The following is a 21,684-nucleotide window of genomic DNA, read 5'->3' on the forward strand; positions in this document are numbered from 1 at the left end:
TTTTTCCCTCTACTTCAATTGTTTTATCCTCAATCATTATAAAGAAATTTATACATGATTGCAAGTAAGCAAAAAGCTGCCTTCTTTTTCTTATCGCAAACGCTTAGCCTTCCATAAAATCCAAAAGTACGCTATTTAATACATGCAAGCCTTTATCGGTTGCTTTTATAAAACCATTTTCCATACGCAATAAGTCTAGTTTTATATTTTTTTGAACGGCATTTTCATAACAGGAAAGTAGTTCACAGCCAAAACGTTTAGAAAATTTTGAAAGTGAAATTCCTTGCGTCAAGCGCAATCCCATCATAATCATCTCAAAACGTTCGTCTTTACTTGTTAAGGCAATATAGGAAGGCGATGGACCTTGTCGAAGATAGGTTTCTAAATTACGTGTATTATCATAGCGTGCATGCTTTTGTTTACCACTGGCACCACAGCCAATCCCGATAAAATCCTCGTAGTGCCAGTACGCTTGATTATGCTTTGAATAGTGCTTATGACGTGCAAAATTACTAATTTCATATTGTTCAAAACCCTGCGATTGCAAATACGTAATAGCTGCTTCATAAAAATCTGCTTCCTCATCTTCTTCCATCGCCGCTACTTTTTCTCTACCAAAGGCACTATGTTCTTCGATCGTTAAAGCATAAAGCGAAATATGCTGAATATCCTGTTCGCAAAGCACTCGCAAATCCTCTTGCCACAGCGCAGGTGTTTGGGCAGGCAGACCATAAATCAAATCACAGGAAATGTTATGAATACCATGATGATGAATTCGTTGAATCGTATCAATCACCATTTGCTTATCATGATGGCGATTCATACGTTTGATAAGTGTAGCATCAATCGATTGCACACCTAGTGAAATGCGATTCACTCCATATCCGGCAAGCAGCTCCAACATGGAATCATCTAATGATTCTACATTGGCTTCTACTGTATATTCCTCAACATCAGCGCTATACTCCCCTAAACACTCCAATAAGACTTCCATTTGTGCGATTGTCAAACTAGTCGGTGTTCCTCCCCCTAAATACAAGGTTGTGATCTTTTCATTTCTTAGCTTTTCTTTGATTTCTTTTTGTATTGCTTGCAGCCATTTATCCGCTAAGCCTTGATGATAGCCACAGCGTACAAAATCACAATAGCTGCAAATCGTTTTACAAAACGGAACATGGACATAAACAAAGCTCATAACATCTTACCTACCTTCTATGATACAAACGCAACCGCTCACTTACAAACAAAATAATCTGTGAACTTGTCGGCTTATCATTATAAATACAAATTTTCTCCGGTTGTCTTCGATATACGTAATTGATCGCTGTACGAATACATTTTTCTACACTCGAAGAAGTTGTTTCATATTTTCTCGCACAGGCCTCATAAACCTCCTGCATTTGTGTATGCAACCGATCCGCTTCCTCTAATAATAGCTCAGCACAGCTTTTGATATATGCAAAGCCATACAAATGCATCGGTAATCCAAGTTCCAACAATACATTGGTTGCGAAAATATCCGGACTCCAACATACCTTATCTTCAAAAGCTTGTACCCTGCTCTCTTTGCGAAGCGCAGATACAATCATTTCACTTGTAATCGGCTCTACCAAAAAGCCACTTAATTCATATTGTAACAGCAACCTAATCGCCTCATTGCTTAATTCTTGAAACAATGGCAAAATTTGCATTCTATGTACCCTTATAAATGCTTCATAGTTTTTCAAAAGCTGTTGAAATTCATGCAGACAATGATCGACTTCAATTACCAAAACATCAACCTGTTTCGCTTGCAGGCATTGAAAATCCAATGTGCCATCACTCGATATACCGATAATATGTAGATCGTTATATTGTTCAAGACAATCCATCAATTCCTTCATACGTATAAAATTATGCATGCGTAAATATACATTGCTCATACCCTTTGACACCTATGTGTCCCTTCCCCCTTTTATTGCTTACGAATATAATAAACGAATTTCTTTCCCATTTTTCGTTTATTATACCATTGCATTGCGACAAAACGCTCCATGCTCTTACGTGCTGTTTCATAGCAGACATCACATACCTCCATATATTGTGCAATGGTATAATAGTGATTCGTCTTACGATGTGCTACAAAAAATTGCAAAGCCTGTTGGCTGATATCCGGATAGCGCTGTCCCAATGCCGCTGCTGATAGCTCACAATAGCAGCTATCGCTATGGTTACATGATACCATGGCTTGCTTTATTTGCAAGTCAAAATCTGCAAGAAATGTCAAATAATCCCTTGTTTTATCCTTTTTTGATGTCATTGGAAGCGATAAGGTAAGCAAAATAGGAAGGATTGAAAGGTTATGCTGCTTGTTACAGGCTAGAAACAACAGCTGCTCCTTATATTGAAAATCCGATTGAAGGATCAAAAACACGCGTAATAAAAAAGGTATCTCCATCGACAAAAGAGTAAGGCATTCCAACACATGATCCATTCCCAATAAATTACAAGCATAGCGTAGTTCTTCCACATTTTCATAATCTAAATGTAACTCATAAAGCAGTTGTTCGCTTTTGGACAAAGCAACATCATCTGCTGCTGTTAATAAAAAACGCATGAAGCTTTCCTCAGCTAAAATGGTTTTCATCATAACCTGCTTGCATAATACGATAAACACAGATGTCGAGAAAAAAGAAAAACACATTTGAAAACCCTTGCGATATGCTGTGATTTCCTTCCACATCGCATTGGCAATCGTAGCATTGTATTCCTTATATAGCTCCTGTAAGCTATAATACTTTTCTTCCGTAAATCGTTCGATTAGCTCCACACATAACACCTCTTGATGAGTATAGCACGAAAAAAAGACAATTCCCGTTCATTCGCTAAACAATGTCAAAAACCGACAAAAAAAGTAGAGGCACACTCTACTTTTCATCATCGTCCATAGATAAAACAGCCATAAACGCTTCTTGTGGGACTTCCACGCTACCAACTGCCTTCATACGCTTCTTTCCTTCCTTTTGCTTTTCCAACAGTTTCTTTTTACGTGAAATATCTCCGCCATAGCACTTGGCAAGAACATTTTTACGCAAGGATTTAATATCTGCACGTGCTATGATCTTACCATTGATAGCCGCTTGAATCGGGATTTCAAACTGCTGCTTTGGAATCAGCTTCTTCAGCTTTTCGCAAATCGCACGTCCGCGCGGATAGGCAAAATCGCGATGTACGATCGCACTTAAGGCATCGACAATTTCTCCATTTAATAAAATATCCATCTTTGACAATTTATTCGTTTGATATCCGATCAATTCATAATCAAATGACGCATATCCCTTCGTACAAGATTTCAATTTATCAAAAAAATCAAAAACGATTTCTCCCAACGGAAGCTCATATACTACATTCATACGATTGGCATCAATATAGATCATATCCTTATAATTCCCACGCTTACGCTGACAAAGATCCATGATTGCTCCAACATATTCATTCGGTGTCATAATGCTTGCACGCACAAACGGTTCTTCAATATGATCGATTTTCTGAACCTCCGGCATCATGGAAGGATTTTCAATATGCTGCATATTTCCATCGGTTGTATAAACATGATATACAACACTTGGGGCAGTCGCAATCAAATCAATATGATATTCACGCTCGATTCTCTCTTGTACAACGTCCATGTGCAAAAGTCCTAAAAAGCCACAGCGAAAACCAAAGCCTAAGGCTTGAGAGGTTTCTGCCTCAAACTGTAAAGACGCATCGTTTAACTGAAGCTTTTCCAAGGCATCACGCAAATCATTATATTTGGCAGAATCAATTGGATATAGTCCACAATAGACCATTGGGTTCATTTCACGATAGCCTACAAGTGGATTTTGTGCCGGACGTGCAGCAGAAGTAATCGTATCACCGACACGTACATCGCGAATTGATTTAATAGACGCACAAAGCCAGCCGACCTCTCCGCATTCCAACATATCTTTTTTTACTTCCTTTGGATTTCGAATCCCTACCTCTAGTACCTCGTATTCGGCACCGGTTGCCATAAAACGAATCTTATCCCCTACACGAATATTGCCTTCCTTTACTCGCACAAAGGCAACAACACCACGATATGCATCGTACAAAGAATCAAATACCAAAGCCTGCAATGGAGCATTGATATCTCCATTTGGTGCCGGTACACGTTCTACTACTGCCTCCAACACATCACGGATATTCAAACCGTTTTTGGCGGAAATCAGCGGACAATCCTCTGCCTCCAAGCCAATCACATCTTCAATTTCCTGACGTACGACATCTGGCTGTGCACTAGGTAAATCAATCTTATTGATAACCGGCACGATTTCCAACTCATTGTCGAGTGCTAAATACACATTTGCTAAGGTCTGCGCCTCAATTCCCTGTGCCGCATCAACGACCAACACAGCTCCCTCACAAGCTGCAAGCGAACGGGAAACCTCATAAGTAAAATCGACATGTCCCGGTGTATCAATTAAATGAAAAATATAATCCTCCCCATTCAATGCCGTATATTTTAACTGCACTGCATTTAACTTAATCGTAATTCCACGTTCGCGCTCAAGATCCATACTATCCAATAGCTGTTCCTTCATCTCTCGTTGTTCTACGGTTTCCGTAATTTCAAGAATACGGTCAGCCAAGGTAGATTTTCCATGGTCGATATGGGCGATAATCGAAAAATTACGTATATGTTTTTGATCCATTTGCTTCACGCTCCTAATAACCTACATATTATAACAAAGAAATTCTAAAAAACATATAAATATTAAAAATTATACAAAAACAGCTTGAAATACGGCATTTTCGAATCGTAGAAAACAGACAAATGCAAGAATGTTTCTTGACTTCAAGCAAGCACAGTGATAAAGTTATTTTGGAAAGAATGAGAGAGCTTTCCGATAATAAAAAAAGCAGGAATCTTTTCTGCTTTTTTTATTGTTCACTATTTATAATATAGCCGATTAAATTTTTTCCAATACCGTTATAAAAACTCTTTGCATCTGTTTTAGCCTTTCCCTCCATTTGCAGCTCATCAATGAGAACATAACCGTTCATTGCTCCAATCGCAATTCCCTGATCTATCAATCCTTCGATTTGTCCGCAAACATGAGGCTGATTATCACGTATCATACGAGCCTTATGAAACTTTAATTTCTTTTGATGCACATACGCATATGCGCAGGGCTGTGGAATCAAAGCACGAATATGGTTATAAACCGTTTGAACATCACATTCAAAATCAACAAGCTCCTCTTCCTTTGTAATATTGTAAGCAAAGGTTGCCTCCTCTTCCCTTTGTTCTACAAAGCAAGCTTCGTTGTTTATAATTTTCGGAAGTGTTTTTGCTAATAAATCCGCTCCGACCTGTGCCAATTTATCATATAAGGTACCCATAGTGTCCTCTTGTGTAATCTCCACTTTTTGTTGCGCACATACTGCACCGGCGTCCATTTTCGCTACCATACGCTGAATCGAAACACCACTGAAAGATTCTCCTGTCATAATTGCTCTATGAATCGGAGCACCTCCACGAAGCTTTGGCAAAAGACTGGTATGCACATTAAAGCTTCCGAATTTCGGATACTCTAAAAGTGCTTTGGGAATGAATTGTCCATACGCACAGGTAATCAATACATCAATATCCAGTTCCATCAGCTGTTCATATTCCTCCTTGATGGAACCGGGCTGATATACCGGTATATCATGTGCCAATGCCAATTCTTTCACCGGCGGCATTGTCAAAAGCTGCTTTCTTCCGATTTTTTTATCCGGCTGTGTTACCACACCTACAATACGATATTTATCCTCCAACAGACGCGAAAGCATTGCCACCGCAATCTCTGGAGTACCCATAAACAATATATTTACTTTCTTCATGGTACTTCACCTCGCTGAAATTATAGCATACTCCCTATAAAAATACATCTATTTTGTAATGCTGCCAAAGATAGCCGAAAACAGCTTTACCCCTCCCTCCATTACGTCAATAACTAGCTCACTGCTTGTTTTAGCGAATTGCCCCGCCTTATTTTCTTCAATATCATTCAAGACGACCTTTCGCTGATGGATAGGTAAATTCTTTTCTTTAGCGATACTTTCTTCAAAGCGATCCTTTTCTAATTCTAATTGATTATATCCGCTACGTTCATCTTTCTCCAACATATACGAACCGATAGAAATTAAGATGAAAACTAGTACCGCATCTGCTAAAAACCGCTTCATCGATCTTCTCCTTTCAACAACTCATCAATCCCTTCCGCCAAAACATCAATACTGTTTTGAACTTCCGAAAAGGTATTGGCATCTGAGCCGACCTCCATTAGCACAATATTCTCATGTACCTCTTGGTTATAATATGCCTCTCGTATCATTACAGACTTCATCATACCATTCACCTTAGTGTTGATTATGTCGGTTAGTGTCGTAGAAACAGCCGTTGCACTTTGTGCATTTTTCCCCAATCCGCCAACCACCATCATGGTCTTTGCATAATTCTTATTGTTGTAGGTTAAAACGCTTGCTGAACGTGGTACACTATCACGATGAAAATCAATCACTAAATCAAAGCCTCCGTAATTTACCAAAGCATCGTTTAAATATTTATAAGAAACCTTATAGGAGCTATTATAATCCCAGCCTTGACTTCGCATATAAGCAATAAAGTCATTGGTTTCCACCACTACCTTATATCCTTTTTCTTCTAGCTTTTTACCGAGAATGAGAGCAGCGTCCAATACCGTTTTTCCATCTTGATAAGCTTCTGATTGATGGGTATTGTAAATATATATTTTTTTCTGCTGTTTAGTTGATGGTACTGCTGTATTGGGGACAACACTTGGGTGCTCTTTTGTGGTTTCTACGGAAATTTCTTCCTTAGGTAAGGTTATATTCGTATTATATGAAAGAATGTTTAAGCTTTCCTTTAAATGCATATTTTGTGTATATGTTCTTTGTCTGTAAACAAGAGATTGCAGCCAATCACTTGAGGCTTCTAAGCTTTGCTTCAGACCATGAACAAATGGAGTAAACAACAAGAAAAGACAAAGCAACAGCAGCTTAGCAGTAATTTTTATTGATGTTTTCATAAAAAAAGCACCTCCTTATACAGTGTATGAAGGTGATGCAAATAGCATGTATAAAGCATTTGACAAAAAACGACTTATAAATTTACAAAATCGGGGTGTAGAAATCGGTTTAGTCCTTGTGAAACAACATACACCAAATGCTTCAATTCATCGTCCATGGATTTCGGAGTAACGACAAGCTCTAGTCTTGTAGTTTCTTGGAAATGCTCAAAAAGCTCCTTACTATCTATACCGCTATTCTCCAAAGCCTCTGTCAAAATAGCTCCGATGCTTGTTACCGTGGCGACGCCAATGGCGATCAAGGGTACTTTTAAGGTTTCATAACTCAAAGCATGCCGATGATTTCCAACTCCACTTCCCGGCTGAATACCGGTGTTATTGATCTGAACCACACGATTGATACGTGCAATATTTCTAGTTGCCAATGCGTCGATTGCTACAATGAGATCAGGCTCAAAAGCTTCCGCAACACTTTTGATAATCGTAAAGGTTTCCAATCCTGTCTGTCCCATCACTCCCGGTTGTAAAACCGCTACATTTTTTGTTCCCTTCCATTTTTTAGTGCTCTGCAAGCGATACAAATGGGAGGTTACCAAAACATTCGATGCCACTCTAGGTCCGAGTGCATCAGAGGTAATAAAGCGATTTCCTAGTCCGACAACCAAAATTTTATGCGGCTCTAAATTCATCTTCATTTGCATATCTATAAGACTTTCATACAAAGCTTCAATCATATACTCTCGGGCAATTCGATCATTGATGCTTTGACTTTCAATAGAAACATAATCCCCCTTCGCTTTTCCTAATTCATTTTCATCACTTAAAACATGAATTGTATTCATTTGAATATAGTCATTTACTTTTTCAACATGTTCATACGTTTTCGAATGAATATCCTTAGTTATAAATTCATCTGCAAAATCCGAACGTACGGTATATCCTTTTTTCATATTCACACCTCAGGTTTAGTATGGATTTTTATATAGTTATTATTGCTTTTTATAATTGTTTTTGCTATAATTTAATGGCAATTAAAGACTAGGAGGTGCAATATGCCACAGATCCAATCACAGAAAAAACGTGTAAAAACAAATAACAAGAGACATATGATGGTAAGCGCTCAGAAATCTGCACTGAAAACTTCTATCAAGGCTGTATTAGCTGCTGTTGAAGCAAACGATGCTACTGCTGCTGTTGCTGCACTTAACAATGCAAACTCTAAATTAGATAAAGCAGTTGCTAAAGGGATTCATCACAAAAACTATGCAATCCGTCAAAAATCACGTTTAGCTAAGGCTGTTCATTCTATTTCAGCTAACTAATTATGAAAAGGACAGAACTACGGTTCTGTTTTTTTTTATGCAGAAAAGTTACAACAAATGAAAGAGTCTTATATGATGACTTATAGAAAACATATCAATTCCATAAAATATTCCGATAAAAATGACTACCTGATTTTTAACCAAGATAGTGATAAAGTGAAAGTTGCGTAGTTAAAATGGCGTAAAGTATAGGGAGAAAGCGCTATGGTTGGTTTTAAAGTAAAGTATTATTGCTTTCAAATAGGAAGTGCAGATTTTTTATTTTCTTTTTTTCAACAGTTGCTTATAATTTGAAAAACGAAAAATGGGGAACTAAATTCTCAATCATTATGAACGAATTGTATTTAAGTGAGTTAAACAGTTCTCATATTCCTGTAGCAATCAATAAATTGAGGCAGATAAAACAAGGATTAACAAAATACTCTTTCGATAAAGTAGTAAGGGATATTCAAAATTCATCTGCCCAACCACCGTGGGAAACAACTATCAGCGATACTATAACCGATTTATCAAATTATTTTATTACAATTTTCAATCATGCCTTGTTAAAAGCAGAAAAACTTAAAATAACAAGTATTTGATATTTACACATATACAATTCCAATTTGTAGATAACCTTCCTTACGTCAAAAAAGCTCTGTATGGAAATATACATTCCTCATACAAAGCTTCTTTTTATACTCTTACATAAAAAGACGAACAAGATCATTCCATGTTGCAAATACCATCAAGCCAATCAGCATAAACAAGCCAACCATCATTATGGCAGTTTGTGTTTTTTCACTGAACTTGCGACGCGTGATAGTTTCAAGAACAAGAATAAGGATACGTCCACCGTCCAAAATCGGAATTGGAAGCAAATTGAAGATCCCCACATTCACAGATAGCAATGCCGTAAAGGCAATGGTTGAAATCCACCCCTGCTGTGTTATTTCCGCAGTTGCCTTATAAATGCCAACCGGTCCACTTAAGTTATTCAAGCCGATTCCTTGAAGCAGTTTACCAAGAGATTCAAAGATTGTCGTCATACCATCAAACATTTCCAGTGTTCCGTATTTAACAGCCTCTAAAAAAGATATATCCTTTACCTCATAGCTACCCGCCCCTTGTGTAACACCAAGCAAATAACCACCGGTTTCTTTATCTTGATAAGGTGTAAGCGCAACCTGCATTCGATTACCATCACGCTCAATCGTCAAAGTAACCTCTCCTTGATTATATAACAAAAAGCTGGAAACGTCCGTCCAAGAGTTAATCGTTTCGTGTGTATCCCTTTGACTGATTTCTACGATTACATCACCTTTTTGAATACCCGCTTTCTCTGCCGGTTGTCCGACAGCCGTATCTCCTACAACTGCCCCCTTATCAATAACAACTTGTCCTTGATAAGCACTAACGCCGATAAAAAGCACCCATGCAAGCAAGACATTCATGATTGCCCCTGCTGCCATGACAACAATTTGTTTCCATTTTTTTATTCCCGGAATCGTTCGTTCAAAAGGGATCTCTAACTTTTCTTCTTCGCCTTCTTCATCTTCACCAGCCATAGCAACAAATCCGCCAATAGGAAGTGCACGAATAGACCATTGTGTTTCACCCTTTTGTCGCTTCCAAATGACCGGCCCCATTCCTATCGAAAATTCTTTGCAATACACCCCGAATTTTTTAGCAGCTATAAGATGACCGAACTCATGAACGATAACAATGACACTCAAAATTAAAATAAAATAAATCAAACTAACAATTACACTCATGCAGAAACAGGACCTCCTTTTGCCATTTCTCTGACAAATTCTCTTGCATAGCGATCTGCCTCGATTACATCATCAAGTGTAGGATCACTAATATAATCGGCATGCTCGACAGCTGCCTTAACTAAGCGTTCAATATCTAAAAATGCAATTTCTTCCTTCAAGAATAAAGCAACTGCTTCTTCATCAGCCCCATTTAAAACAGCACCCAAATTGCCTCCCTTGCGTCCTACTTCGTAAGCAAGCTTTAACAATGGATAAAAATGTTCATCGGGTTTCGCAAAATGCAGCTGCGGATAATCCCAAAAACAAAAAGGCTTTGCATCAAGCATTGCTAAACGCTTTGGATAAGACAAGGCATACTGAATCGGCAGACGCATATCCGCAGTTCCCAACTGTGCTAAAATGGCATGATCGCAAAATTGAATCATAGAGTGAATCACGCTTTCCTTATGCAGAACTACATCAATATCATCGTATGCAATATCGAAAAGATAATGTGCTTCAATGACCTCAAAACCTTTGTTCATCATTGTTGCACTATCAATCGTAATACGTCCTCCCATATTCCAATTAGGGTGCTTCAGTGCTTCCTGAACACTGACATTTGCTAAATCCTCACGCTTCTTATCACGAAAGGAGCCACCGCTTGCGGTAATGATAAGCTTGTCGATTTCTTCATGCTTACTGCCTTGTAAGCATTGAAAAATAGCACTATGTTCGGAATCAATCGGATACAGTGTTCTCTGATGCTCTTTTAATGCTTTTTTTACCAAATCACCACCGGCTACCAAGCTTTCCTTATTCGCCAAGGCAACATCATGATCATGCTCTATTGCCGTCAATGTCGGTATCAAGCCACGAAATCCTACAACTGCATTTACAAACAAATCATAATCTTGTAATGCAGCGAGCTGCTTTAACCCATCATCTCCGACATAAAAACAAATATCGGGATACTGCATTTCAAATTTTGAAAGATGCTTCGCTTCTGCAAAAGCGATATGACGAATACTTGGAAATTTTTTAATCATTGCATGCAATTTATCAACTTGTCTGCCAACACCAACCGCAACCAGTTCAAAATCCTCACGATGATGTTCCATCACATTTAAGCTTTGTTCACCAATCGAACCGCTAGCGCCTATCAATACAATACGTTTCATAACATAAACACCACCATAACCATATAAAAACAAACAAAATTAAATAATAAAGAATCTACGCGATCTAAGACACCGCCATGTCCCGGCAACAAATCGGAAAAATCTTTGATTTTAAAATTACGTTTGATTGCGCTAAATGCCAAATCACCAATTTGTCCCGTAATACTCATAACAATACTTCCGATTAGCATAGCAGTGGTAGAAAGCTTTGGTAGCATGAAATAAGCAAATGCAAAAGATAACACGATTCCCATTATGCACCCACCAATCGAACCCTCGATTGTTTTTTTTGGCGATATTCGCTCATTCAGCTTATGCTTTCCAAAAAAGCGGCCGCAAAAATAAGCACCTGTATCCGTACCATAAGTTGCAATTATAATATACCAAACCAATAAAGCATCGCTTGTATAGATATGGATAACCGCTCGCGCAACGGTATAAAAGAACACAACATAGGTAATGCATAAGAAGCTATCTGTTGCAGCAAATTCGTCCGTAAATACCGGAATTGATAAAAACAACAAGCAAATAACCGCTAAAACACTGGAAATATAGCTATCCTCTAAAAACAACAATCCGACTACACAAGCAATCGCAAGCAACTTGGGAAAAATCGGCAGTGGTGTATTCGAATGCTTTAAGGACAGCCATTCTACTGCGCCTGCACAAATAATAAAACCAATCAATAATGCCATTAGCCACCCACCGAATACAAGTGGAGGAATTACACATAAAATAATACCGAGTGCTGTCAAAATTCGGGTTTTCATGATGCCAAGCCTCCAAATCTCCGATTGCGATGCTGATAAATCTCGATTGCTTTTTCCAAAGCATCACGATCAAAATCCGGCCAAGCAGTTTCCGTAAAAACCAATTCCGAGTAAGCAAGCTGATATAGTAAAAAATTACTGATTCTTTCTTCTCCACTCGTACGAATCATCAAATCAACCTCAGGCATGCCTTTCGTCATCAAATAAGAAGAAAACTCTTCCTCTGTTACATCATTCTTGCGCTTTCCATCTATAACCTCTCGCGTATATTTTCTCACAGCCAGAACAATTTCACGTTGTCCTCCGTAATTAACAGCTAAGCATAAATTCAAACCGGTATTCATTTTGGTTTTTTCAACTGCTGTTTCAATCACATTTCTTGTTTCCTGTGGGAACCGCTCGATTTCTCCTAAAAAAGTAACACGAATATTATTTTTTATTAACTCAGCGAGGTAGCGATGAAAAAATAATTTTGGCAGTTTGCACAAATAGTCTACTTCTTCTTCCGGTCGTTTCCAGTTTTCCGTTGAAAAAGCATAACAAGTCAATGCTTCTATTCCTAAATCATTGCAGGCAATCGCAATTTTGCGTATATTCTCTGCTCCCTGCTTATGTCCGGCAGTACGCGGCAATCCTCTTTTCTTTGCCCATCGCCCATTGCCGTCCATAATGATCGCAATATGACGTGGCATTATTTTATCTGTCATAGTACATTCTCCTATTTTTGTTTTAACGCTACTATTATAGCATACTTTACACCTGCACACATACAAATAAGGCTCACCTAGATGAGCCTTATCATTAAACCTTCAAAATTTCTTTAGACTTGGCATCTACTGCCTGTTCGACAAGCTTTACAAACTTATCGGTCAGCTTTTGAATCTTATCCTGTAAATCCTTGCTTTCGTCCTCTGTTAATTCTTTATCTTTCTTAATTGTATCATTTGCATCACGACGTACATTACGAATTGCAATCTTCGCATTTTCACCCATCTTACTTGCGTCCTTTACAAATTCTTTACGACGTTCTTCGGTAAGAGCCGGCACATTTAAACGAATGCAATCTCCGTCATTTTGCGGTACTAAACCGATATCAGACATTGCAATAGCACGTTCAATGTCCTTTAACGTTCCTTTATCATAAGGTGTGATCATCAGCTGACGCCCTTCAACTACCTTAATACCTGCCATTTGATTAATTGGCATCGGACTACCGTAATATTCAAATGTTACATGCTCTAGAATAGCCGCGTTCGCCATTCCCGTACGAATGGTTTTTAGTTCTTGTTCCAACACTTCAACTGCGCTTTGCATTTTATGTTCCGCTGTTTGCATTACTGTCATATCATTTACCGTCCTTTGAAATTACCGTACCGGTGATCTCACCGCGTACTGCTTTTATAATATTACCCTTTTCATTCATATTAAATACAACCAAATCAATGTCATTATCCATACACATACTAGTGGCCGTAGTGTCCATTACCTGCAAGCCCTCCTGAATAAGATCCATATAGGTCAGATTATCATATTTTGTGGCTTCCGGGTGTGTTTTCGGATCGGCATTATAAACGCCGTCAACACCGTTTTTTGCCATTAAAATAACATCTGCATTGATTTCACTTGCACGCAATGCTGCAGTTGTATCGGTAGAGAAATATGGATTTCCGGTTCCTGCACCGAAAATAACAACACGTCCCTTTTCTAAATGACGAATCGCCTTGCGAACAATAAAGGGCTCTGCAACCTTTTGCATTTCGATTGCCGTCTGTACACGTGTAGGAACACCGATCTTCTCAAGTGCATTTTGTACTGCCAATGCATTGATTACCGTACCCAGCATTCCCATATAGTCGCCTTGCACTCGATCTACGCCCATTTGTTCAATCATTTTTCCACGAATGAAGTTTCCTCCCCCGACAACAATAGCCAAATCAATACCTAAGTCATGAATCTCTTTTAATTCCTGCGCTAAGGAACGCAAAATTGCAGGATCAAAGGAATTTCCCGGTGAAGATAAAGCTTCACCACTTAATTTTAACAATACTCTTTTATACATACTTTTATCCACCTTTATTCTATACATTGAGGGAAATAATACCACCTCTTCTATTATAATGGGAATGATGAAAAAAAGAAAGTAAAAATCCAAATAGATATCATAAAATTACCTTCCCATTACAAAGAAAAAGAAATCTGACAATGCAGATTTCTCATTCGGCAAATTAACCACCAAATGCTTGGCTCATTACCTCTTCAGCAAAGTTATCTTCACGTTTTTCGATACCTTCACCAACAGCATAACGTACAAAGCTTACAACCTCTGCACCATTTTCCTTTAGGTACTGACCAACTTTTTGGTCTGGATTTAGGAAAAATTCCTGTTCAACTAGGCAAAGATCCTTCAAATTCTTAGAAACCTTCCCTTCAATGATACCAGCCAAAACCTTTTCAGGCTTATTAGCCAATTTTTCGTCATTTGCAACGATTTCGGTTTGAACCTTACGTTCATGCTCAACAACATCGGCAGGCATATCATCACGAGTGATGTATTTAGGATTCATACTTGCAATCTGCATAACTACATCTTTTGCAACCTTTGCATCTTCCTTACCTTTTAATACCGCAAGAGCAGAAATCTTTCCACCCATGTGGATATAGCTTCCGAAGAATTCATCATCAGCTTTCTCGACAACAGCAATACGACGAAGAGAAATTTTTTCTCCGATAGTAGCCGTAGCGTTTGTAATCAAATCAGCCACACTAGCACCATCAACTGTACATGCCAAAGCAGCATCTAAATCCGCTGGCTTCTGTGTTAATAACACATTTTGAATAGTATCTAATAAACCCAAGAATTGTTCGTTTTTAGCAACGAAATCCGTTTCAGAGTTTACTTCAAACACAACTGCAACATTACCTTCGACTGCAGCACGTGATAAACCTTCAGCAGCGATACGATCACTTTTTTTAGCAGCCTTAGCGATACCCTTTTCACGCAGCCAATCAACTGCTTTTGTCATATCGCCATCACATTCTGTTAAAGCTTTTTTACAATCCATCATACCTGCGCCTGTCATTTCGCGCAATTCTTTTACTTGACTAGCAGTAATCATATTCTTTCTCCTTTGTTTATTTATTCAGCACTAGCTGTTCCTTCTGTCTTAGCTTCTGCCTTTTCCTCAGCAGGCTTGTTTTCACGCTTTACAAATGGAGCTCTTCCGTTTCCTCTGCCGCCACGGTTCATCGGACGACGATTACGACGTTCTTCATTTCTTTGACGACGACGTCTTTCGTTTTCTGCAATCTGCTCTTCAACATTTACGATAACATCAGCCATTGTTACATCAGCTTCATTTTCATCGACATTATGTGCAACGCTTAACAATCCACCCTTAGCTTCTACGATTGCATCAGCCATAAGTGTTGTAATCAATTTAACAGAACGTACAGCATCATCGTTTGAAGCAATTGGATAATCTACCATTTCTGGATCACAGTTAGTATCTACCATAGCAAATACAGGAATTCCAAGCTTTTTAGCTTCCGCAACTGCATTGTGTTCTTCCTTTGGATCAATAACGAAGATTGCATTTGGAAGCTTCTTCATTTCTTTGATACCGCCTAAGAAGTTTTCCAAACGTGCTTTTTGCTTTTTAACCTGTGCGATTTCTTTCTTAGGATATAAATCTAATGTACCGTTTGCTTCCATCTCTTCGATTTCAACCAAACGTTTTACACGTTTCTGAATTGTACGATAGTTTGTTAATAAACCTCCAAGCCATCTCTGATTTACAAAGAAACTTCCTGAGCGAAGCGCTTCTTCTACAACAGTAGCCTGTGCCTGTTTTTTCGTACCTACGAACAATACCTTACCGCCGTTTTCAGCAATTTCCTTCATTGCTGCATAAGCAGTTTCGATTTGTTCCAAAGTTTTTTCAAGATTGATGATATAAACACCATTTCTTGATGCGTAGATGTTTGGTTTCATTTTAGGGTTCCATCTACGTGTCTGATGACCAAAGTGAACACCAGATTCCAATAGTTTTCTCATTGTTACTACTGACATTGATAAAGTCCTCTCTTTCCGTTACGCCTCCACCATTTCGAAAATCAGCAACTTATCATTGACGCATTATCTTGCATCTAAAGCACGGGCCGATGAATCCATGGTGTGTGTATTTGTGCTGTCTTGCGCACGTTTTTTATTATAGCATATTTTTTTATGATTTCAAAGCTTTTTTCTTTTTTACACTTGAAAGCTTTTTCGCCCATACATAAATATTATGCACTTATTAAGCTCTACTCTTTTGCCCTTGGGTGTGCATGCTCATAAGCCGCTTTTAATCTTTCCTTGCTGACGTGCACATAAATTTGCGTTGTTGATAAACTGGAATGCCCCAGCAATTCTTGGACATAACGTAAATCCGCACCGTTATCCAACAAATGCGTCGCAAAGCTATGACGAAACATGTGTGGGTGAACATGCACATGCAAATCGCATTTCTCCACCGCTTTATTCATAAGATATTGCACTCCTCGTGTAGTCAGCTTTTTCCCTCGTTGATTCACAAACAATGCTGTTTCATCACTAGTTGCCCATACATCACGAACATCTTTGATATAGCTTACCAAAAGTTCCTTGGCCAAATCGTAAAAAGGAACCAAACGCTCTTTATCACCTTTGCCATGAATATGTAAAATATTATCGGCAAAATCAACATCTCTTGTCCGTAGCGATACTGCCTCACTTACACGCAAACCGCATGCATACATCAATTCGAACATCGTTCGATCCCTTAACCCTTGCATGCTGTTTAAATCAAAGCTTTCTAAAAAAATTTCAATTTCATCGTAAAACAGAAACTCCGGAATACGTTTAGCTATCTTTGGCGTTTTAAAATATACAAAAGGATTATTTGCAATACCGATATATTCATTTAAATAGTGATAAAAAGAACGCAAGGAGGATAGCTTGCGAGCAATTGTAGTATTTTTCATACCGGAATATCCCTTGCCACCTTTATCACGTAAGAAAGCAATATAATTCATAACAACAATGCGATCGACATCTTCAAAACTGTCAATCGCCTGTTCTCTTATATACATTATAAATTCTTGAATATCGCGCTGATATGCCGCTTTGGTATGCTCACTTCCGCTATTTACTTGCATAATATATTGCAAAAACCGCTCCAATAAATCCTCCATTATGCAAATTCCTCAAGCGATTCCTCAATTACCTTCAATGCTTGTCTTGCGAAAGCCTCTTTACGATCCTTTTTCTTGACCTTCTCCATGAGCTGCATAATTCCGAAATTCGCATTCATAGGCTGAAAATAATTTGGATTAGCATGTGTAATATAATTTACCATAGAACCCATAACGCAGGTACTCGGTAATTCCACACAGGCTTTTCCACGTATAAGGTTCGCCATATTCAAGCCTGCCAAAAGACCACTGGCTGCACTTTCCACATATCCCTCAACCCCACATAATTGCCCTGCGAAAAATAAATCATCACGGGTGCAGTGCTGATACGTCGGGCGCAACACTTTCGGTGCACACAAATAGGAATTTCGATGCATTACCCCATAGCGAACGATAGAAACATTTTCCAAGCCGGGAATCATTGACAAAATACGCTTTTGTTCTCCCCATTTCAAATGCGTTTGAAATCCGACTATATTATAAAGTGATGCCACCGCATCATCTTGTCGCAGCTGAACAACTGCATAAGGAAGCGTTCCATCGTTTTTTTCTAAGCCTACCGGCTTCATCGGTCCAAACAGTAAAGTCTTTTCTCCTCGCCTTGCCATTTCCTCAAAGGGCATACACCCTTCAAAATAGGTTTCTTCAAAATCATGCAATTCAGCTGTTTCGGCATGGATCAAAGCTTCATAAAAAGCATCAAATTCTTCCTTGCTCATCGGACAGTTGATATATGCTGCCTCCCCTTTATCATAGCGTGATTTGATATACGCCTTATCAAAATCGATACTATCCTTTTCAACAATCGGAGCTGCTGCATCATAGAAATGAAAATAATCTGCATGTGTATAGTCCTTTATCGCCTGTGAAAGTGCATCGCTTGTTAAAGGACCACTGGCTATGATTACCGGCCCATCGGGAATATACTTCATTTCCTCATGCACAACCTCCACCAATGGGTGGCTTTTCAAAGTATCTGTAATCATCTTAGAAAAGCTATGGCGGTCCACCGCAAGAGCACTTCCTGCCGGAACACGTGTAGCATCTGCACATTTCATGATCAACGAATCAAACTTACGCATTTCTTCCTTTAAGATTCCTACTGCATTCAGCAATGAATCACTACGCAAAGAATTAGAACAAACCAATTCCCCAAATAACTCACTATGATGTGCCAAAGATGATTTCTGCGGCCGCATTTCTACTAAGCGTACCGGAATCCCTCGCTTTACAAGCTGCCAACAAGCCTCACTACCGGCAAGTCCCGCACCAACAATTGTTACCTTATTCTTCATTTTTCTCACCTACTGCTTCTTTATCGGATTTTTTCTCCTTTGCTTTTTTCGGTTCCTTCTTTATATAGCGACATTTAGGATAATTGCTGCAGCCTACAAAAGTTGTACCAAAACGTGATTTTCGTTTAACAAGCGGGTGTCCGCATTCCGGACAATTCTCTCCGGTTGGCACCGGTTCTTCCTTTGGCTTATTATTTTTGATATACTTGCAGGTCGGATAATTACTGCAAGCTAAAAAAGACCCATAGCGACCTTTTTTCATCACCATTTTGCTGCCGCAATGCGGACAAACCTCATCGCTTGCATTTTCTTCTTCCTCTTCACTTTTGGTATAACGACAGCTTGGGAAATTGATACAAGAAATAAACTTGCCATAACGTCCCACACGATACACCAACTCACTTCCACATTCCGGACAAAGCTCACCGGTTCGTTCAAGCTCTTTTTTCTCCATGTGTTCATAAGCATTTTCCAAAAGCGGTTCGAATTTTGCATAAAACCGTTTCAGCTCCTCGATATTATCTAACGTGTTGGCAGCAATTTCATCAAGCTTTGCCTCCATTTCGGCAGTATAAGTAACATTGATCAGATTACTGAAAAACTCTTTAAGTTTTGCATCGGTAAGTTCTCCCTGCTCACTTGGAAAAAACACCTTGGTTTTACTTCCTTCGCTGCTCTTTTCTAAGGAAACATAGCCTCTTGCTTGCAAAGTGTCAATAATAATAGCATACGTTGAAGGTCGTCCAATCCCTTTTTCCTCAAGATCCTTAATCAAACGTGCCTCACTATAACGCAGTGGCGGTTCGGTAAAATGCTGTTTTCCCTCCAGCCTTACCTTTTCCAGCTTTTCTCCTTCTTCAAGCACCGGAAGCATCTCGTCTTTCACCGTTTCATAATCATGATAAATCTTTAAGTATCCATCAAACGCCAAAATAGAGCCGTTTGCACTAAACTCGCAATCCTCGCTCACGATTATGGCATTCACAACATTGCTTTTGCTTGGAGCCATAAGCGATGCCAGCGTTCTTGCGTAAATAAGCTTATAAAGCTTATATTGATCATTTGTTAAATAGTTTTTTATACTTTCCGGTGTATGCTGAATATTCGTCGGACGGATAGCCTCATGCGCATCTTGCGCATTTTCACTATTTTTCTGACGCGCACGTCCACAATACGCTTTGCCATAAGTATCTTCAATGTACTGCTCGGCATCACGCACAAACTGCTCGCTCAAGCGCGTAGAGTCTGTACGCATATAAGAAATCAAACCCTCGGCATTACCGCCCTGCAAAGCAATTCCTTCATATAGCTTTTGGGCAATCTGCATTGTTTTTTTCGCCCCGAAGCCAAGCTTTGTGCTGGCCTCCTGCTGAAGTGTCGATGTAATAAATGGCATGCGCGGTTCCTTTTTGCGTACCTTTTTTTCAATGCTGGAAACTTTAAATTCATGACAACGGGAAATAATCGCATCGACTTCTTGCTGCGTTTTTAACTCCGCTTTCTTCCCACCGATACGAATCAAATTGGCATTAAACTTCTTGCTATCCTTATCTACAAGTGCTGCCAGTGTCCAATATTCCTCACTTTTGAAAGCCCGAATTTCCTGTTCACGCTCCACAATCAAGCGCAAAGCGACCGATTGTACGCGTCCGGCAGATTTTGACTTAATTTTACTCTGCAATAGCTTGGACAGCTTAAAACCGATGATACGATCCAACATACGACGTGTTTCCTGTGATTTTACCATCGGAATGTCAATCGTACGTGGGTGCTTCAATGCTTCCGTAACTGCCCCTTTCGTAATCTCATTAAAAACGATGCGATTTTCATCATTCACATCAAGACCCAGCACCTGTGCCAAATGCCAAGCAATCGCCTCTCCTTCACGGTCAGGATCGCTTGCCAAATAAATATGATCGCTTTTTTTTGCTAAATCCTTTAATTCCTTTACTACACTTCGCTTATCTGCACTGATTTTATAGGTTGGCTCGAAATCATGCTCTACATCAATACCCAAGCCACCTTTGCCTGTTGTTGCTAAATCGCGTATATGTCCCTTGGAGGAAACAACCATATAGTCATTTCCCAAGTATTTTTCAATTGTTTTCGATTTGGAAGGTGATTCCACGATAACCAAGTTTTTCATCTATATCCTCCTGCCTACGTAAATACGTATCCTATTTTTGCATAATTTTTAAATTTGTCAAACATTTTCGCTCAAATCAACGCAATGTCTGTTTCATCAACAAGTATATTCGCACCTTGTGAAATCAGCAAATTGCACCCATATCCGGCAGGATCTGCGAATGCATGCGGAATGCAATAAATCGGTTTTGATAAATTCAACGCTTCATTAACCGTAAGCAGTGTCCCACTGCGTTTTTTTGCCTCTATCACAACGATACTATCCGACAAAGCAGCAATCAAACGATTTCGCCATGGGAAATGATAAGCAAGAGGCTTTGTGCCTTTGGGATATTCACTGAGAATCAATTGTGATTGCTTCATGTATGCATACAGCCTTGCATTTTCCTTTGGATAAACGACATCAAGTCCACAACCAATAACACCAATCGTATGTTTATTGCATGCTGCAGTATGTGCGCCGGCATCAATTCCCTTCGCCAGTCCGGAAACGATTACATAGCGATCGGCTAACTGTTTAACAACTTGCTGTGTAATATGAATACTTCGTTGTGTAGGCATACGACTTCCGATTACCGCACAACTCGGAAGTGAACAAAGCTCCAGCCTTCCTGCATAAAATAAAATCCATGGAGGATACTCCAACTGCAAAAAGCATTGCGGATATTCCTTATCATAAATCGTTACATAGTACCCATCATAATCGCAGCGTTCCCATTCCTCATTGCGTAAAATAGCCTGCTTGATTGCATGCCATTCTCCATGATAACGAATAGCATAGCATAATATTTGCTCTCTCATAAAGCACCTCCTCATAATATATATACGAAAAAATCACTTTCCTCCTAAATACTATGTACTTATAATTGAGTTTTCATTTTTAAATCGCTTATTTTCCTTTATGATTACAGAAAACCCTCTACATAG

22 protein-coding genes are annotated in these 21,684 nt (G+C 39.0%); 2 read left to right on the plus strand and 20 right to left on the minus strand.

Going from position 1 to position 21,684, the window contains the following annotated elements; genetic code table 11:
- Positions 1–103: 103 nt before the first annotated feature.
- From hemW to gpr, 8 genes are all read right to left on the minus strand, one after another.
- Positions 104–1,195, minus strand: a complete 1,092-nt coding sequence (hemW, locus tag EUBDOL_RS05570; protein ID WP_004799446.1) for a radical SAM family heme chaperone HemW — start codon at positions 1,193–1,195, stop codon at positions 104–106.
- 10 nt (positions 1,196–1,205) lie between these two features.
- A complete protein-coding gene (locus tag EUBDOL_RS05575) occupies positions 1,206–1,922 on the minus strand; it encodes a sporulation initiation factor Spo0A C-terminal domain-containing protein (protein WP_040463255.1) in 717 nt (238 codons plus the stop codon).
- Between the two features lie 32 nt (positions 1,923–1,954).
- A complete protein-coding gene (locus EUBDOL_RS05580) occupies positions 1,955–2,809 on the minus strand; it encodes a hypothetical protein (protein ID WP_004799450.1) in 855 nt (284 codons plus the stop codon).
- Between the two features lie 97 nt (positions 2,810–2,906).
- Positions 2,907–4,715, minus strand: coding sequence for a translation elongation factor 4 (gene lepA, locus EUBDOL_RS05585; protein ID WP_004799452.1), 1,809 nt, complete (start codon positions 4,713–4,715; stop codon positions 2,907–2,909).
- 229 nt (positions 4,716–4,944) lie between these two features.
- On the minus strand, positions 4,945–5,889 hold the full coding sequence (gene fmt, locus EUBDOL_RS05590) for a methionyl-tRNA formyltransferase (protein ID WP_004799454.1): 945 nt from the start codon (positions 5,887–5,889) through the stop codon (positions 4,945–4,947).
- A gap of 48 nt (positions 5,890–5,937) precedes the next feature.
- A complete protein-coding gene (locus EUBDOL_RS05595) occupies positions 5,938–6,234 on the minus strand; it encodes a hypothetical protein (RefSeq protein ID WP_004799456.1) in 297 nt (98 codons plus the stop codon).
- Positions 6,231–7,097, minus strand: coding sequence for a stage II sporulation protein P (locus EUBDOL_RS05600; RefSeq protein WP_004799457.1), 867 nt, complete (start codon positions 7,095–7,097; stop codon positions 6,231–6,233). The genes EUBDOL_RS05595 and EUBDOL_RS05600 overlap by 4 nt, the downstream gene beginning before the upstream one ends.
- A 74-nt stretch (positions 7,098–7,171) precedes the next feature.
- Positions 7,172–8,047 (minus strand): GPR endopeptidase, encoded by an 876-nt coding sequence (gene gpr / locus EUBDOL_RS05605; RefSeq protein WP_004799459.1) that lies wholly within the window; start codon positions 8,045–8,047, stop codon positions 7,172–7,174.
- A gap of 102 nt (positions 8,048–8,149) precedes the next feature.
- On the opposite strand from gpr, the gene rpsT reads away from it, so the two are divergent.
- Together rpsT and EUBDOL_RS05615 are read left to right on the plus strand one after the other, a co-directional pair.
- On the plus strand, positions 8,150–8,419 hold the full coding sequence (gene rpsT, locus EUBDOL_RS05610; RefSeq protein ID WP_004799460.1) for a 30S ribosomal protein S20: 270 nt from the start codon (positions 8,150–8,152) through the stop codon (positions 8,417–8,419).
- 230 nt (positions 8,420–8,649) lie between these two features.
- Positions 8,650–9,000: an Imm70 family immunity protein gene (locus EUBDOL_RS05615; protein WP_226811625.1), complete on the plus strand. Its 351-nt coding sequence runs from the start codon at positions 8,650–8,652 to the stop codon at positions 8,998–9,000.
- A gap of 102 nt (positions 9,001–9,102) precedes the next feature.
- Here the strand turns inward: EUBDOL_RS05615 and rseP are convergent, their stop codons facing one another.
- The 12 genes from rseP to dprA form a co-directional block, all read right to left on the minus strand.
- On the minus strand, positions 9,103–10,173 hold the full coding sequence (gene rseP / locus EUBDOL_RS05620; RefSeq protein ID WP_004799465.1) for an RIP metalloprotease RseP: 1,071 nt from the start codon (positions 10,171–10,173) through the stop codon (positions 9,103–9,105).
- The gene (locus EUBDOL_RS05625) at positions 10,170–11,336 is read right to left on the minus strand and encodes a 1-deoxy-D-xylulose-5-phosphate reductoisomerase (RefSeq protein ID WP_004799467.1); all 1,167 of its coding nucleotides are present in this window, start codon (positions 11,334–11,336) and stop codon (positions 10,170–10,172) included. The genes rseP and EUBDOL_RS05625 overlap by 4 nt, the downstream gene beginning before the upstream one ends.
- Entirely contained in the window at positions 11,333–12,106 is a 774-nt protein-coding gene (locus EUBDOL_RS05630; protein WP_004799469.1) for a phosphatidate cytidylyltransferase, read from the minus strand. Before EUBDOL_RS05630 ends, EUBDOL_RS05625 begins: the two co-directional genes overlap by 4 nt.
- On the minus strand, positions 12,103–12,813 hold the full coding sequence (locus EUBDOL_RS05635; RefSeq protein ID WP_004799470.1) for an isoprenyl transferase: 711 nt from the start codon (positions 12,811–12,813) through the stop codon (positions 12,103–12,105). The genes EUBDOL_RS05630 and EUBDOL_RS05635 overlap by 4 nt, the downstream gene beginning before the upstream one ends.
- A 94-nt stretch (positions 12,814–12,907) precedes the next feature.
- Positions 12,908–13,450 (minus strand): ribosome recycling factor, encoded by a 543-nt coding sequence (gene frr, locus EUBDOL_RS05640; RefSeq protein WP_004799473.1) that lies wholly within the window; start codon positions 13,448–13,450, stop codon positions 12,908–12,910.
- Position 13,451: 1 nt separating this feature from the next.
- Positions 13,452–14,165 (minus strand): UMP kinase, encoded by a 714-nt coding sequence (gene pyrH / locus EUBDOL_RS05645; RefSeq protein ID WP_040463259.1) that lies wholly within the window; start codon positions 14,163–14,165, stop codon positions 13,452–13,454.
- A gap of 166 nt (positions 14,166–14,331) precedes the next feature.
- Entirely contained in the window at positions 14,332–15,222 is an 891-nt protein-coding gene (gene tsf, locus EUBDOL_RS05650) for a translation elongation factor Ts (protein ID WP_004799477.1), read from the minus strand.
- 20 nt (positions 15,223–15,242) lie between these two features.
- On the minus strand, positions 15,243–16,175 hold the full coding sequence (gene rpsB / locus EUBDOL_RS05655; protein ID WP_004799479.1) for a 30S ribosomal protein S2: 933 nt from the start codon (positions 16,173–16,175) through the stop codon (positions 15,243–15,245).
- Between the two features lie 233 nt (positions 16,176–16,408).
- Entirely contained in the window at positions 16,409–17,317 is a 909-nt protein-coding gene (gene xerA / locus EUBDOL_RS05660; protein ID WP_004799482.1) for a site-specific tyrosine recombinase/integron integrase, read from the minus strand.
- On the minus strand, positions 17,317–18,612 hold the full coding sequence (gene trmFO / locus EUBDOL_RS05665) for a methylenetetrahydrofolate--tRNA-(uracil(54)-C(5))-methyltransferase (FADH(2)-oxidizing) TrmFO (RefSeq protein ID WP_004799483.1): 1,296 nt from the start codon (positions 18,610–18,612) through the stop codon (positions 17,317–17,319). The genes xerA and trmFO overlap by 1 nt, the downstream gene beginning before the upstream one ends.
- Entirely contained in the window at positions 18,602–20,758 is a 2,157-nt protein-coding gene (gene topA, locus EUBDOL_RS05670) for a type I DNA topoisomerase (RefSeq protein WP_004799485.1), read from the minus strand. Before topA ends, trmFO begins: the two co-directional genes overlap by 11 nt.
- A gap of 71 nt (positions 20,759–20,829) precedes the next feature.
- Positions 20,830–21,558, minus strand: a complete 729-nt coding sequence (gene dprA, locus EUBDOL_RS05675) for a DNA-processing protein DprA (RefSeq protein WP_004799487.1) — start codon at positions 21,556–21,558, stop codon at positions 20,830–20,832.
- Between the last annotated feature and the right edge of the window lie 126 nt (positions 21,559–21,684).

This window comes from Amedibacillus dolichus DSM 3991, from assembly GCF_000154285.1.
GTDB lineage: Bacteria > Bacillota_I > Bacilli_A > Erysipelotrichales > Erysipelotrichaceae > Amedibacillus > Amedibacillus dolichus.

Bases quoted from the DNA above. Each gene is read 5' to 3' on its own strand.
- tsf (WP_004799477.1), bottom strand. From the start codon at position 15,222: ATGATTACTGCTAGTCAAGTAAAAGAATTGCGCGAAATGACAGGCGCA.
- rpsT (WP_004799460.1), top strand. From the start codon at position 8,150: ATGCCACAGATCCAATCACAGAAAAAACGTGTAAAAACAAATAACAAG.
- dprA (WP_004799487.1), bottom strand. From the start codon at position 21,558: ATGAGAGAGCAAATATTATGCTATGCTATTCGTTATCATGGAGAATGG.
- EUBDOL_RS05575 (WP_040463255.1), bottom strand. From the start codon at position 1,922: ATGAGCAATGTATATTTACGCATGCATAATTTTATACGTATGAAGGAA.
- rseP (WP_004799465.1), bottom strand. From the start codon at position 10,173: ATGAGTGTAATTGTTAGTTTGATTTATTTTATTTTAATTTTGAGTGTC.
- EUBDOL_RS05625 (WP_004799467.1), bottom strand. From the start codon at position 11,336: ATGAAACGTATTGTATTGATAGGCGCTAGCGGTTCGATTGGTGAACAA.
- frr (WP_004799473.1), bottom strand. From the start codon at position 13,450: ATGACAGTAATGCAAACAGCGGAACATAAAATGCAAAGCGCAGTTGAA.
- pyrH (WP_040463259.1), bottom strand. From the start codon at position 14,165: ATGTATAAAAGAGTATTGTTAAAATTAAGTGGTGAAGCTTTATCTTCA.
- EUBDOL_RS05630 (WP_004799469.1), bottom strand. From the start codon at position 12,106: ATGAAAACCCGAATTTTGACAGCACTCGGTATTATTTTATGTGTAATT.
- xerA (WP_004799482.1), bottom strand. From the start codon at position 17,317: ATGGAGGATTTATTGGAGCGGTTTTTGCAATATATTATGCAAGTAAAT.
- topA (WP_004799485.1), bottom strand. From the start codon at position 20,758: ATGAAAAACTTGGTTATCGTGGAATCACCTTCCAAATCGAAAACAATT.
- rpsB (WP_004799479.1), bottom strand. From the start codon at position 16,175: ATGTCAGTAGTAACAATGAGAAAACTATTGGAATCTGGTGTTCACTTT.
- fmt (WP_004799454.1), bottom strand. From the start codon at position 5,889: ATGAAGAAAGTAAATATATTGTTTATGGGTACTCCAGAGATTGCGGTG.
- EUBDOL_RS05635 (WP_004799470.1), bottom strand. From the start codon at position 12,813: ATGACAGATAAAATAATGCCACGTCATATTGCGATCATTATGGACGGC.
- EUBDOL_RS05595 (WP_004799456.1), bottom strand. From the start codon at position 6,234: ATGAAGCGGTTTTTAGCAGATGCGGTACTAGTTTTCATCTTAATTTCT.
- trmFO (WP_004799483.1), bottom strand. From the start codon at position 18,612: ATGAAGAATAAGGTAACAATTGTTGGTGCGGGACTTGCCGGTAGTGAG.
- gpr (WP_004799459.1), bottom strand. From the start codon at position 8,047: ATGAAAAAAGGATATACCGTACGTTCGGATTTTGCAGATGAATTTATA.
- hemW (WP_004799446.1), bottom strand. From the start codon at position 1,195: ATGAGCTTTGTTTATGTCCATGTTCCGTTTTGTAAAACGATTTGCAGC.
- lepA (WP_004799452.1), bottom strand. From the start codon at position 4,715: ATGGATCAAAAACATATACGTAATTTTTCGATTATCGCCCATATCGAC.
- EUBDOL_RS05600 (WP_004799457.1), bottom strand. From the start codon at position 7,097: ATGAAAACATCAATAAAAATTACTGCTAAGCTGCTGTTGCTTTGTCTT.